This is a genomic window from Streptomyces rhizosphaerihabitans, from assembly GCF_025399795.1.
Classification (GTDB): Bacteria; Actinomycetota; Actinomycetes; order Streptomycetales; family Streptomycetaceae; genus Streptomyces; species Streptomyces rhizosphaerihabitans.
Genome location: NZ_JAODTZ010000062.1, coordinates 31,667 through 44,516 on the forward strand (window position 1 = coordinate 31,667; position 12,850 = coordinate 44,516).

The 12,850-nt window shown below is 73.6% G+C and carries 11 protein-coding genes and 1 pseudogene; 6 read left to right on the plus strand and 6 right to left on the minus strand.

Features of this window, described 5'->3' with window-relative positions; translation table 11 throughout:
- Positions 1-250 precede the first annotated feature (250 nt).
- On the plus strand, positions 251-787 hold the full coding sequence (locus N4G66_RS39025; RefSeq protein WP_261709044.1) for an HNH endonuclease: 537 nt from the start codon (positions 251-253) through the stop codon (positions 785-787).
- A 117-nt stretch (positions 788-904) separates the two neighbouring features.
- On the opposite strand, the gene N4G66_RS39030 is transcribed toward N4G66_RS39025, so the two are convergent.
- The 4 genes from N4G66_RS39030 to N4G66_RS39045 all read right to left on the minus strand — a co-directional run bounded on the left by N4G66_RS39030 (position 905) and on the right by N4G66_RS39045 (position 6,931).
- On the minus strand, positions 905-2,248 hold the full coding sequence (locus N4G66_RS39030; RefSeq protein WP_261709045.1) for an FtsX-like permease family protein: 1,344 nt from the start codon (positions 2,246-2,248) through the stop codon (positions 905-907).
- Positions 2,245-2,964 carry an ABC transporter ATP-binding protein gene (locus N4G66_RS39035; protein WP_261709046.1) on the minus strand — a complete coding sequence of 240 codons (720 nt, stop codon included), beginning with the start codon at positions 2,962-2,964 and terminating at the stop codon, positions 2,245-2,247. The genes N4G66_RS39030 and N4G66_RS39035 overlap by 4 nt, the downstream gene beginning before the upstream one ends.
- A complete protein-coding gene (locus tag N4G66_RS39040; RefSeq protein WP_261709047.1) occupies positions 2,961-3,494 on the minus strand; it encodes a PadR family transcriptional regulator in 534 nt (177 codons plus the stop codon). The genes N4G66_RS39035 and N4G66_RS39040 overlap by 4 nt, the downstream gene beginning before the upstream one ends.
- 233 nt (positions 3,495-3,727) lie before the next feature.
- Positions 3,728-6,931, minus strand: coding sequence for a beta-N-acetylglucosaminidase domain-containing protein (locus N4G66_RS39045; protein WP_391858962.1), 3,204 nt, complete (start codon positions 6,929-6,931; stop codon positions 3,728-3,730).
- A 342-nt stretch (positions 6,932-7,273) separates the two neighbouring features.
- Here N4G66_RS39045 and N4G66_RS39050 point away from each other — a divergent pair, with 342 nt between their 5' ends.
- The 3 genes from N4G66_RS39050 to N4G66_RS39060 are packed head-to-tail and all read left to right on the plus strand — an operon-like array spanning position 7,274 to position 9,995.
- Positions 7,274-7,543, plus strand: a complete 270-nt coding sequence (locus N4G66_RS39050; protein ID WP_261709055.1) for a hypothetical protein — start codon at positions 7,274-7,276, stop codon at positions 7,541-7,543.
- Positions 7,543-9,699 (plus strand): 4-alpha-glucanotransferase, encoded by a 2,157-nt coding sequence (gene malQ / locus N4G66_RS39055; protein ID WP_261709048.1) that lies wholly within the window; start codon positions 7,543-7,545, stop codon positions 9,697-9,699. Before N4G66_RS39050 ends, malQ begins: the two co-directional genes overlap by 1 nt.
- Before the next feature lie 56 nt (positions 9,700-9,755).
- Positions 9,756-9,995 carry a hypothetical protein gene (locus N4G66_RS39060; RefSeq protein WP_261709049.1) on the plus strand — a complete coding sequence of 80 codons (240 nt, stop codon included), beginning with the start codon at positions 9,756-9,758 and terminating at the stop codon, positions 9,993-9,995.
- Between the two features lie 174 nt (positions 9,996-10,169).
- Here N4G66_RS39060 and N4G66_RS39065 read toward each other — a convergent pair whose 3' ends face one another.
- Positions 10,170-10,667, minus strand: a complete 498-nt coding sequence (locus N4G66_RS39065; protein ID WP_261709050.1) for a MarR family winged helix-turn-helix transcriptional regulator — start codon at positions 10,665-10,667, stop codon at positions 10,170-10,172.
- 168 nt (positions 10,668-10,835) lie between these two features.
- Here N4G66_RS39065 and N4G66_RS39070 point away from each other — a divergent pair, with 168 nt between their 5' ends.
- Entirely contained in the window at positions 10,836-11,819 is a 984-nt protein-coding gene (locus N4G66_RS39070) for an EamA family transporter (RefSeq protein WP_261709051.1), read from the plus strand.
- 48 nt (positions 11,820-11,867) lie between these two features.
- On the opposite strand, the gene N4G66_RS39075 is transcribed toward N4G66_RS39070, so the two are convergent.
- Entirely contained in the window at positions 11,868-12,344 is a 477-nt protein-coding gene (locus N4G66_RS39075) for a DUF1203 domain-containing protein (protein ID WP_261709052.1), read from the minus strand.
- A gap of 112 nt (positions 12,345-12,456) precedes the next feature.
- Between N4G66_RS39075 and N4G66_RS39080 the strand changes: the two are divergent.
- A pseudogene (locus N4G66_RS39080) lies at positions 12,457-12,850 on the plus strand (aminopeptidase N); the annotation flags it as partial.

Consider the following 12,850-nt stretch of genomic DNA (forward strand, 5'->3'; position numbering starts at 1 on the left):
CGGTCTGCCCGCGGCCGGACACAAGAGGGGCGCCGTTCGGGCAGAACCACAACCCTAACGGGGCAAAGCGCGAGGCTCGTTGCCATGCTCAGGGGAGAGACCGTGCTCACCTGGGGATGAAGGGGATGTGGTCGAAAACACTCCCAGCCCGTTACCGGGACATGGTGGCGCTTCCACCAGGCATGAGGGGAGACTGACTGCAGATCGTCCCGGCGCGAGCCACGCGCCGCCGGCGTACAAGGAGGCATCCGTGCCGCACGTTTTGGTCCTCAACGCGTCGTACGAGCCGCTCGGCGTCGTACCGCTCCGCCGCGCGCTCGTCCTCGTCCTTGAGAACAAAGCCGTTTCTCTCGAGGAGTCCGGCGCCTTCATGCACAGCGCGACCGTTACTGTCCCCGCACCCAGCGTGGTCCGGCTGAAGAGGTTCGTACGGGTTCCCTACCGAGGGCCCGTCCCGCTGACCAGGCGAGCTCTGTTCGCCCGCGACGGCGGCCGGTGCATGTACTGCGGTGGCGTCGCAACCAGCGTCGACCACGTCATCCCGCGTTCCCGCGGGGGTCAGCACGCCTGGGACAACGTGGTGGCGTCCTGCCGCCGCTGCAACCACACCAAGGCCGACCGCCACCTGGTCGAGATCGGCTGGCGCCTGCGCCACAAACCCGCCCCGCCGACGGGGCTCGCATGGCGCATCATCGGAACAGGGCACAGGGACCCACGCTGGATGCCCTACCTGCAACCGTACGGCGCGGACGATGCCATGGCCCGGATCGACGGCATTTCAGCCTGACGATCCGGGCTTTTGTGTTGGCGGCGGCACTCTTGGCCGCCGCCAGTTCCGGCTCCCCAGAAGGACCCCCGTGCCTCCCGGGGAGCCCGTCCTGCCCGTGGGCAGGACGGGGCGGGGTCACTGGTGACGCAGCTCCGCGGGGCGCACCGAGCGGCGCAGCAGGGGCAGCGAGGTGGCCGCGGCCAGCAGACAGGCCGCGTAGACGGCCACCGGGACGACCACCGGCAGCACCGGTACCGTTCCGCCGCCCGCGAGCTGCCCGTACCAGACGCCGATCCCGAGGCCTCCCGCACCGGCCAGCGCGACCGCCGGGGCGAGCGGCAGGGCCGTCTCCAGGAGCAGGGCCCTGCCGAGCACGGCCTGCGGCACCCCGGCGGCGGCCTGTGCGGCGAGGCCGCGGCGGCGGGTGGCCAGCGATTCGGCGGTCCCAACGGCCAGCCCGGAGAGCGTGATCGCGAGGGCCAGCAGGATCGCGGCACCCGTGAGGTCGATACCGGTGGTGTAGAAGGACAGGTTCGTGGGGAACGAGTCGGCGTCGCGACCGGTGAGGTCGTCGAGCAGCACCTGGCGTACGCCGACGAAGCCCGTCCCCACGACGGTCACCAGGAGCACCGCCGCGTGCGTGCGGGCGCCCGCCCACGGATCGTCCCGCAGCCGCTCGGCCGCGATCAGGGTCGCCGGGTTCCCGGTCCGCCCGGCGAGCAGCCGGCCGGTCGGACGGGCGCTCGCGCCCACCGCCCAGACGGCTCCGAGGCCGGTGAGAATCACCACGGTGAAGACGGGCACGGGGGCCGTCTGGAACCCGCCGAAGCTGCGCGGAGCGATGGCGAGCCCGGTGAGAAGCATCACGAGAGCGGTTGTGAGGACGGCGAGGCCAGGACCCGGCCGCCCGCCGCTCGGGCGCACCCGGCGCACCAGGCCCAGCGGCGAGGCCACCACCCGGCGCAGGGCGAGCGTGCTCACCAGCGCGCCCACCACGGGCACGGCGAGCGCGACCCCCGCGCAGTCGGCCCAGACGGTGACAGGCGGGTTCTGCCACTGGCGCAGCAGGACCGGTGTGCAGACGATGGTGGCGACTGCCGAGCCGATGAGGCAGGCGAGGCCCGCCTCCAGTGCGGCGATCCGCCGCACCTGAGCCGGGGAGGCCCCCGCCAGGCGCAGCCCGGCCAGCCGCCGGTCGCGGTGCACGGCGCCGATGCGGGCGCACTGCCCGAGGAAGCCGAGCACCGGCACCAGCAGGAGCAGCAGGGTGAGCACCACGCCCGCGCGTTCGCCGGGCTGCTCGAGCAGGCCGGCGGCGAGGGCCGAGTGGTACTGCCCCTGGAGCGAGGCGACGGCGACGGTGGCCAGGCAGAGCGCCGTGGCGAGTGCCGCTCCCACGGCCGTGAGCGTGACCCGCCACCCCTCCCGCCGGTCGGAACCGCGGGTCAGGAGCAGCGCGAGCCGAAGGTCGGTTCTCACCGGGACACCTCCGCCGCGGCCGAGGTCGCGGAGCCCGCCGGCAGGGCGCCGGGGTCGGCCACGGTGCCGTCCCGCAACGACACCTCCCGGTCCGCGTACGCCGCCACCTGGGCGTCGTGCGTGATCAGCAGGACCGCCGTGCCGGACTCCCGGGCGGTGTGGATCAGGGCGGTCATCACCTGCTCCCCGGCGAGGGAGTCGAGCGCGCCGGTCGGCTCGTCCGCGAAGACGGCCTTCGGATCCGTCACCAGGGCCCGCGCCAGCGCCACCCGCTGGGCCTGCCCGCCGCTCAGCTCGCCGGGCCTCAGCGCCTCCTGGCCCCGTACGCCGAACCGCTCCAGCCACTCGCCGGCCCGCTCCCGCGCCGCCGCCCGGGAAGTGCCCGCGAGCAGCAGGGGCAGCGCAACGTTGTCGGCGGCGGTCAGTTCCGGGATCAGCTGGCCGAACTGGAACACCACCCCGAAGTCCGTACGGCGCAGCTCGCTGAGCCGCTTCTCGGGCAGCAGGTCGAGACGCTCGCCCGCGTACTCCACCGTGCCGCTGTCGGGTTTGACGATGCCCGCCAGGCAGTGGAGCAGGGTGGACTTCCCGCTGCCGCTGGCCCCGGTGACGGCGAGAACCTCGCCCGCGGCCAGCTCCAGCGAGGCGCCGCGCAGCGCCGGGGTGGGACCGTGCGCCTTGACCAGGTCCCGGGCGGTCAGAAGGGGGGTGCTCATGCTGTGTGGACCTCCGCGGTGAGGTTGGTGAGCCGGTCCGCCGTGGTGGTCATCCAGCGGAGGTCGGCGTCGAGGTGGTTGAGGGCGTAGTCGGCCGAGAGGACGGTCGCGAGATCGGCGCCGGGCGCCGTCTTCACCGCCGTGAGCTCGCGCATCCGCGCCATGTGGGCGGCGCGCTGGGCCAGCAGATAGCCGGCCGGGTCCGCCGAGGCGAGGATCGAGACGACGACCTTGGCGAAGATCTCGTTCGTCACGAAGGGCGCGGGCGGTGCGATCTCGCCCGCCCACTGGGTGAGTTCACGCGATCCGTCGTCGGTCGAGCGGTACAGGGTCCGCTCCGGACCGCCGTCCGAGGCGGTGCCGTCGATCGCGGCGAGACCGTCGCGGACCAGGCGCTGCAAGGTGGTGTAGACCTGCCCGTAGGCCAGTGGCCGGGCCTGCGGGAAGCGTTCGTCGTGCCGTCGCTTGAGGTCGTACCCATGGCTGGGGCCTCCGGCGAGCAGCCCCAACAGGATGTGACGGGTGCTCATGGAGATCAGTATGTACTCAAGATATGTACTGAGTGAATAGGTGATGGAAGATGGCTGAAGATCACCGATGGTCGATCGTGGGAAGGTGCCGCCCCGCTGTGCCGCCCCGCTGTGCCGCCCCGCTGTGTCGCCCCGCTGTGTCGCGTCGCCGTGCCGACCCGCCGTGTCGCACCGCCGTGCCGATCAGGTGTTCCGGTCGCTCGGGCGAGCCGCTGCGTGGTCCTGACCGGGCGTCAGTCCGCGACCGCGTACGCCTCCGCCGACCACAGCGAGTACCCGTACTGCGTGGCCCGTTTGATCCCCTGGACGCGCACGTAGCGGACGTCGCGTTCGTCGAAGCGGAGGGATTCCTGGCCGCCGCGGCCGTCGTCCACGGTCGTCGCGGTGCGCCAGACGCGTCCGTCGGCGGAGACCTGGACGCGGTACGCGGAGGGGTACGCGTCCTGCCAGCTCAGCACGAGCCGACCGAGGCGCACCGGCTCGGCGAACTGAACCTGCCACCAGGCGCCGTTGTCGACGGAGGAGGACCAGCGGGTCGCCGGATCACCGTCGTTGGCCGCCGACGCCGGGAAGTCGGGGGTCTCGTCGCCGGACGAGGAGGCCGTGCCGGTGCGGGCCAGGTCGGGGCCCGCGGTGCGTGGGAAGGCGCGGACGGTCAGAGCGCGGGTCTGCGAGCCGAAGGTGACCGTGACCTCGTACGTGCCCGACGGCGTTCCCGGCGGGACCGTGACCTCGACGATGCTGTCGACGACGGCGCCGCGTGGAAGGGTCGGCGCAGGGCGCGAGACCTTGACCTCGATGCCCTTCGGGGCCCGCGCGGTCAGTTCACCGCTGATGCCGGTGGGGCGCAGCGACGTCAGCCGGGCCGTGATCCGCTGTGTGCCGCCGATCTCCACGTCCGTCGCGGATCGGGCCAACTCCAGTGCCACGGCGGGGGAGTCGGCGAACCACGGCACGAGATGGCGGACCTGTGAGCGTTCCGGACCGGTGACCCGGAGCGCGTCCGCGCGCACGCCCGCCGTGCCGACCTCCGCCGCGCCGACCTCCGTCGCGCCCCCGGCCGCGAGCGCGCCGAGGTACCGCCAGCCCCCGCCCGGGACATGCGCCTCGACGAAACCCGTCGTGCCGGGGTCGGTGAGCACGCTCAGCGCGGTGAGGGTGCGGGGGTGCGGGAGGCGGAGGGTGCGCGGGTCCTGCCCGGTGCCGGCCTCCGGTGTGCCGTCGTCCTGTGGCCGGCCGTCCTGGGCGGTCCCGCCGTTGTCCGCAGGACCGCCGCCGTCCGCGCGTCCGTCGTCGCCGGTCCCCGTGCCGCCGCCCCCCGTCGTTCCGGAGTCCTTCGGGGTGTCGCGGCCGGTGGAGGGCTCGTTGTCGAGGCCCGCCCACTTCTCGTACGCCGTGCGGGCCCGCGTCAGGAACGGGTCGAGCACGCCCTTGCCGACCGTCACCCCGCTCGCCGCGAGCTCGGCGCGCAGCCGGTTCAGCGTGCGGTACGCCGTCCACGCCGCCGTCGCGTCGCCGCTCGACTGGGCGCTCAGCAGCGCGACGGCCGTCTCGCCGGCCTCGCCGTAGCGCGCCAACTGCTCGGTCCAGGGCTGTACTTCGGTGGCGATCGAGAGCCCCGCCAGCCGCTTCGGCGTCTCGCGCATCACGGTGAACGCGGCGCGCAGCCGCTCGGCCGCGCTCTCGTTCGCGGCCCGGTCCGTGGTCGTCCGCGCCTGCCAGAGCGCCTCCATGAGCGGGCGCAGATACGCCGACTCCTCGCCGCCCAGGACGGAGGACGCGTCGTTCCCGGCCAACGCGCGGAGCGCGTCCGCGCCGCGGGCGTCACCGCCCGCGAGGTCCTCGATCGCGGCCCCCCAGGACTCCTGGGGCCGGTAGTCCCGGGGGTTCCAGGCGTAGTCGGCCGCGGTGAAGAGCGGGATGCGGGAGGCCTCGGCCTGCGGCATCGCGTTCGCCAGCAGAGCCGCCGAGCCCGTGGCCACCGCCGGCTCGCGCCCCTGGTAGGGGCCGAGGAACACCCGGTCCTGCGCGTAGTCGTTGACGGGGTAGTTGTCCATGGTGACGAGCGGGTGGCTGCCGAACACCTCGCGGGTACGCGCCAGTTCGCCGCCCGTGATGGTCTTGGGCACGACACCGACACCCGTCCAAGCGACTTCGACGCCCTCGTCCAGGGCGCTCGCCAGCTGCCGGCGGTAGTCGGTCGAACCGTCCTCGTAGTACTCCGTCGGCATCAGGGACAACGCGGCCACCTCCGGGTGCCGGGCGGCGAGATGCCGGGCCACGGCGTTCGCCACCCGCGCCTGCGCCTTCGCCGCCGCCTCGGAGCCGGAGCCGAACGTGTCCGCGTCCGCCCCGCAGTGCCACTCGGTGTAACTGACGTCCTGGAACTGCAGCTGGAAGGCCCGGAACCCGAGTGCCCACATGGCGTCCAGCTTGCGCGTCAGCGCCTTCACGTCGGCGTCCGAGGAGAAGCACATCGCCTGCCCGGGGGCCACCGTCCAGGTCAGTGTGACGTGATTGCGGCGCGCCCGCTCCGCGAGGTCCCGGAAGTGGGCGCGCTCTCCGGCCGGGTACGGCTCGCGCCAGCGCGCCTGCCGGAAGAGGTCGTCGCCGGGCGCGTAGACATAGCGGTTCTGCTTGGTCCGACCCATGAAGTCCAGCTGCGCCAGGCGCTGTTCGGGGGTCCAGGGGCTGCCGTAGAACCCCTCGGTGGTGCCGCGCACGGCGGTGCCGGGCCAGTCCCGGACGACGGCACCGGCGATCCTGCCGTCGGCGCCGAGGAATTGACGCAGCGTCTGCACCGCGTGGTACAGCCCGTCCTCGCCGACCCCCGCGAGGGCGACGGTGTCGCGGCCGTCGGTGCGGCCGACGGCCAGCCGGTAGCCGCCGGAGGGGAGATCGGCGCGGGGGGCGGCGCCGAGCGATGTGAGCGCCCGCTCCAGGGAGCCCGACGCGGCGGGCGCGCCGGCGAAGGAACCCGCACCCTGCCGACCGGTGTTCGCGGAGTCCGTGCCCACCCGCACCACCAGGGCGTGCGCCGGGAGCGCGTCACCGTCGCGCGCCGTCGTGATCGTGCGGGCGCCGGCTTGCCGCAGCAGGTCGCGCAACGCTTCGAGGGCGTACGGGTCGAGTGCGCTGTCCGTTGTGTTCGCGTCGATGCTCACGCCGGGGGCGTACGGGGTGAGAGGTGCGCCAGGAGAGTACGAGCCGGAGCGCGCGCTGCCGAACGAGCCGGACGCCGCCGGGTTCGTCGTACCGCTGACCAGGACGACCTCGTCCGTGACCCCGACCGGGGTGCCGTTCGCGCGCAGGGACTGGGGGCGGGGCCAGACGGCGGGCACACCGCTCCCGACAGGCTTCCGGTCGTCCGCGGAGGCTGCCGGGCCGTGGGTCGCCGCGACAGCCGCGGGAGCCGTGCCGAACGCGCTCGCGACCACCGCGAACGCGAGTGCGGTCGCTCCTCTTCCACGCCCGAGTCGCACGGTTCCCCCTCGTAGCCCGCCACCCCGGCTGCGGCGTCGGAGTGACGTCGAGCCCACCATCCGGGTGGTGAAGGTGTCAACGAGAGTGGCCGATGTGCCGGGATTACCCCAGCCTGGAGGGGCGGCCCGGACATGCGGGACGGCGACAGAATGTGACCAGAAGCACGTTGTCCGTCCGTGTGCGTCTGTCGTCGCGCCCACGGGGTAGGGCTGCGGTGACCGCCAGGGCATCCGTTTCCGGCACGATCCGCCGGAATGCCCTCGGCCGCCGTACCCGACCTCGACAAGGAGGCCCCCGTGGCCGCATCGGCACACCTTCTCCTCTCGGCCCTGTCCAAACGCGGAGCGGAGCCGTCCGTCCCCGGCCCGCGCGCGGGCCGGGCGTCCGCCGAACCCGAGGGCGCCCAGGTGTGTCCGCTCAGCTCGGAAGGATCCTGCGCCGAGGCGCCGCTGACCAGTGAGCCGCCGCTGCCCGACGCCGAGCCGCTGACCAGTGAGCCGCCGCTCGCGGACGCCGCGCATCTGACGAGCGAGCCCACCTCGACCGGCGCCGCGTCGGGGGTCTGATGGCACCCAGTGGGCCCGCCGACCCGCCGCGGACGGCACCGGAGCCGGCGCCGCGGACGCCCCTGTCCCGGCTCGCCGAACTGCACGGTGTCGCCCCCTTCCACAACCCCTCCCCGGACCGCACGGTCGCGGCCCCGGACACGGCACTCGTCGCGATCCTGGCGGCGCTCGGCGTCGACGCGAGCACCCCGGACGCCGTACGCGCCGCCCTCGCGCTCCACGAGGCCGAGACGGCGGGCCGGCTGCTGCCGCCGACGCTGGTGTGCTGGGGCGGCCTCGCCCCCGCCGAGCTCGCCGGACTGCCGGACGCCACCCGGCTGCGGATCACCACCGAACAGGGCGAGACCCGAACCTCACCGGACCGCCTCCCGCCCGGCGTCCACACGCTGCACGCCACCGCCCCCGACGGCCGCACCGCCGACGCCCACCTCGTCGTCGCCCCCACCCGGCTGCCCGCGCCGCCCGGACGCACGTACGGTCTGCTCGTCCAGCTCTACTCCCTGCTCTCCCGCCGCTCCTGGGGCATGGGCGACCTGGGTGACCTCGCCGAGCTGACCGCCTGGGCCGGGCGCGCGCTCGGCGCCGGATTCGTCCAGGTCAACCCGTTGCACGCGGCAGTGCCCGGCGAACCCGCCGACCCCTCCCCGTACCGGCCGTCCTCCCGCCGCTTCCCCGACCCGGTGCACCTGCGCGTCGAGGACATCCCCGAGTACCCGTACGCCGAGGACCGCGACCGGCTGCGTACGGTGCTGGACCGCGCCGAACAGCTGCGCGAGTCCGTTCTGCGCAAGGGCGCGCTGATCGACCGCGACGCCGTGTGGGACCTCAAGCGCGAGGCGCTCGAATCCGTCCGCGCGGTGCCCCTCGGGCCCGGCCGGCAGGCGGCGTACGCCGACTTCCTCGCCGAGGAGGGCCAGGCGCTGGAGGACCACGCCACCTGGTGCGCGCTCGCCGAGGTGTACGGCTCCGACTGGCGGAACTGGCCCGCGGCCCTGCGCGACCCCCGCTCGTCCGGAACCGCCCGCGCGCGGGGCGAACTGATGGACCGCGTCGACTTCCACAGCCGGCTCGCCTGGCTCACCGACGCCCAGCTCGCGCGCGCCCAGCGCTCCGCGCGCGACGCGGGCATGGTCGTCGGACTCGTGCACGACCTCGCCGTCGGCGTCCACCCCGACGGAGCCGACGCCTGGGCCCAGCAGGAGCACTTCGCGGCCGGTATGTCCGTCGGCGCGCCCCCGGACGCCTTCAACGCGCGCGGCCAGGACTGGGGCCTGCCGCCCTGGCGGCCCGACCGGCTCGCCGCCTCCGGATACGCCCCCTACCGCCGCCTGCTGCGCGCACTCCTGCGGCATGCCGGCGCCCTGCGCATCGACCACGTCATGGGCCTGTTCCGGCTCTGGTGGATCCCCCAGGGACAGCCGCCCACCGAGGGCTCGTACGTCCGCTACGACGCCGAGGCGATGCTCGCGATCCTGGTACTGGAGGCCTCGCGGGCCGGCGCACTGGTGATCGGCGAGGACCTCGGGACGGTCGAACCCGGGGTGCGCGAGACGCTCCAGGAACGCGGAGTGCTGGGGACGTCGGTGATGTGGTTCGAACGCGACTGGGACGGCGATGGCCTGCCCCTGCCGCCCGACAGCTGGCGTGCCGACTGCCTGGCCACCGCCACCACCCACGACCTGCCGCCCACCGCGGCCCGGCTCACCGGTGAACACGTCGAACTCCGCGACCGGCTCGGCCTGTTGACCGGATCCCTCGACGAGGAACGGGCGGCCGCCGCCGCGGACACCCGGGAGTGGCTGGCGCTGCTCTCCCGGCTCGGGCTGCTGCGTGGCGCGAACGGCGGGGGCCCCGCCTCGGCGGAGGAGGCCGAGATCCAGGCCGTGCACCGCTTCCTGCTGCGTACCCCGGCCCACCTGATCGGCGTCTGGCTCCCGGACGGGGTCGGTGACCGCCGCCCGCAGAACCTCCCCGGCACCTCGGACGAGTACCCCAACTGGCGCCTGCCCATCGCCGACGCCGAGGGCCGCCCGGTGACCCTGGAGGAACTGGCCGCGTCACCCCGGCTGCACGCCCTGATCGACGTGGTGAGGGCCGAGAGCGGCCGGGCCGGCCCACCCGGGAGCCCCCCGGGGCCCCCGCGCCGTGCCCCGTGACCTCCGTACGGCACCCCGGGCGCGCGGCCCCGTCGGGTGTTCGCTACGTTTGCACCGTGGACAAGAAGAACGCTCTGCGCGCCGGTGCCCTGGCCGCCGGTACGACGCTGATGATGCTGCTCATGTCGTCCCCCGCGCTCGCGCTGACCCGCGACGACGGCGACGACCCCGGCTCCGGCCTGAGCGTGATCGAGACGCTCGGCCTCTACGTCGTGCTGCCGATCGCACTTTTCCTGGCCATCGCCGGCCTCGTGATGGTCCTGGACAAGTCCCACAAGCAGCCGAAGCAGGGCTGAGCCCCGCCCTTCGCACCAACTCTCCGCCGAGGGAGTTTCCGCACCATTGCGTGCGGGGACTCCCTCGCCGCGTTTCACCCGACTGCCCCGGCCGCCGGTCCGTCCTGAGCCGTCTGTCGCTGCGCGCGGAGCCGGACCGGCTCCCGCAGCGGCCGTCGGCGCTCCGGACAGGTCCTAGGAGGTGGTGGCGGCCAGCAGCGGGCGCAGCAGGTCGGCCAGTTGGGCGGCCTGCCCGCTGTCGAGGGCCGAGAGCGCGGCCGTCTGGACCGCCAGCCCCGCCCCGACCGCCTCGTCGATCAGCCTCAAGCCCTCGTCCGTCAGGGTGACTTGGAGGCCGCGCCGGTCGTGCGGATCGGGGGATCGGCGAAGCAGTCCGGCGCGCTCCAGTTTGTCCAGGCGCCCGGTCATCCCACCCGTGGTCAGCATGAGCGTGGCCGAGAGTTGGCGCGGCGGGAGCGTGTACGGGGCGTCGGAGCGGCGCAGTGTCGCCAGCACGTCGAACTCCCCGCGCGAGATCCCGTACCGCGCGTACGCCTTCTCCATCCGGTCGCCCATGGTGCGCGAGAGCCGGAAGACGCGGCCGAAGACCTCCATCGCCGCGGTGTCGAGGTCCGGCCGGACGGCGGCCCACTGCTCGATGATCGCGTCGACCGGGTCCTTGGGGGTGCTCATGGGGCGAGTATCCGCCGCGTCGCAGGTCGGTCGCAAGCAAGTGGATCGGAAGCAAGTGGGTCGCCGGGAAGCAGGTCACCAGAGAGTGGCTTGACAATAAGTAGCTTAGACCTAAGCTACTTATTGCTGACCTACTTTCTGTTCGGCCTCCCCGAAACCGGGTGTCCCGTGGACGCGAAACGACCCGCCCTGACAGCCCTCACCGCGCTCGCCCCCATCTCCTGGGGCAGCACCTATGCCGTCACCACCGAGTTCCTCCCGCCCGACCGGCCGCTGTTCACGGCCTTGCTGCGCGCCCTGCCCGCCGGGCTGCTGCTCCTCGCGCTCGCGCGAGTGCTGCCGCGCGGCGTGTGGTGGGGGAAGGCGGCCGTGCTGGGCGCGCTGAACATCGGCGCGTTCTTCCCGCTGCTCTTCCTCTCCGCGTACCGGCTGCCCGGCGGAATGGCGGCCGTGGTCGGGTCGACCGGTCCACTGTTCGTAGCGGGCCTCTCGGTGGCGCTGCTCGGCGACCGGCCGACCCTCCGCACGCTCCTCACCGGTATCACCGCGGCCCTCGGCGTCAGCCTCGTCGTCCTGAAGGCGGCGGGCGCCCTCGACCTCGTCGGTGTTCTCGCGGCGCTTGCCTCCACCGCTTCGATGTCCACCGGCACGGTGCTCACCAAACGGTGGGGGCGGCCGGACGGAGTGGGTCCGCTGGCGCTGACCGCCTGGCAGCTGACCGCCGGAGGACTGCTGATCGCGCCGGTCGCCCTCGTGGCCGAGGGCGGGCCGCCCCCACTGGACGGCCGGGCGATCGGCGGCTACCTGTACCTCGCGCTGGCGAACACGGCGGTCGCGTACTGGCTGTGGTTCCGGGGCATCGGTCGGCTCACCGCCACACAGGTGACGTTCCTCGGCCCGCTCTCGCCGTTGACCGCGGCGGTCATCGGCTGGGCGGCGCTGGGGCAGGCGCTGACACCGGTGCAGTCGGCGGGCATGACGCTGGCGTTCGGGGCGACCGTGTTCGGCCAGCTGAGAGCGCGTACGACCGCCGTCGGCCCCGCCCCGACAGCCGTCGGCCCCGGCCAGGACGTCGGCCCCACCCCCGTTGCCAGTGGCCCCACCCCCGTCGGCCCCACAGCCTCCGCGCTCGCACCCTGCTCCGAGGGCTGAACAGTTCTGAGGCTGAACAACAGCGATACCCCGGGCCGAGCGGAGGTCCTAGCCCCGCCGCACCTCGTACAGGAAGCAGCCGTACTCCACCGCCCGTACGTGGAGCAGTGCCACCTCCGGGTCGGTGAACGCCGCTGTGAGGGCCTCGTCGAACGTGGTCGGTGTCTCGACCAGATACCCGCCCAGGATGTGGCCCTCGGCCGAGTAACGGCGGACCGTGCGGTGGGCGTTCGTGAACGGGAGGGCGTCCGTGGCCGGGCCCGCGCAGGCGTCCGCGTGGATGAAGACCGGGCCCTGTTCGTCGTACGCGCCCGGTTCGGCGCCCGTTTCCGCGGCCCAGCGGCGCAGCGGGGCGTAGGAGACCAGGGCGATGCGCTCGCCGGGCTCACTGCGGCGCAGACAGCAGCGCAGCGGGGCGCCGCCCTCCTCGTCGGTCAGCGGGGCGAGCCGGCGGCCCGCGTCGTCGGTGTCGCGGAGTTCCTTCAGGGCGGCCGGGCCGATGGGGTGTGCGGTGTACGTCGTCATACGTCCAGGCTCGTGCCCGCGACGGCCCGGCACCGGCGGGAAACGGACATCGCGTTCCGTGTGGGTCCCGTGGAAGGATGGCGCAACCCACACATAACGAGGAGATGACCGCGTGCCTGGCACAAACCTGACCCGCGAAGAGGCGCAGCAGCGGGCGAAGCTGCTCACCGTTGACTCGTACGAGGTCGATCTCGACCTTTCCGGCGCGCAGGAGGGCGGCACCTACCGGTCCGTGACCACGGTGCGCTTCGACTCCGCCGAGACCGGCGCGGAGTCGTTCATCGACCTGGTGGCCCCGACCGTCCACGAAGTCACCCTCAACGGTGACCCGCTCGATACGGCCGAGGTCTTCAAGGACTCGCGGATCGCGCTCCCCGGGCTCCTTCAGGGGCGCAACGTCGTCCGAGTCGTGGCCGACTGCGCCTACACCAACACCGGTGAGGGCCTCCACCGGTTCGTCGACCCCGTCGACCAGCAGGCCTACCTGTACACCCAGTTCGAGGTAC

What these genes read in the sequence shown, in the direction of transcription:
- malQ (WP_261709048.1), top strand. Translation starts at nt 7,543, where the DNA reads ATGGCACCCAGTGGGCCCGCCGACCCGCCGCGGACGGCACCGGAGCCG.
- N4G66_RS39035 (WP_261709046.1), bottom strand. Translation starts at nt 2,964, where the DNA reads ATGAGCACCCCCCTTCTGACCGCCCGGGACCTGGTCAAGGCGCACGGT.
- N4G66_RS39065 (WP_261709050.1), bottom strand. Translation starts at nt 10,667, where the DNA reads ATGAGCACCCCCAAGGACCCGGTCGACGCGATCATCGAGCAGTGGGCC.
- N4G66_RS39040 (WP_261709047.1), bottom strand. Translation starts at nt 3,494, where the DNA reads ATGAGCACCCGTCACATCCTGTTGGGGCTGCTCGCCGGAGGCCCCAGC.
- N4G66_RS39075 (WP_261709052.1), bottom strand. Translation starts at nt 12,344, where the DNA reads ATGACGACGTACACCGCACACCCCATCGGCCCGGCCGCCCTGAAGGAA.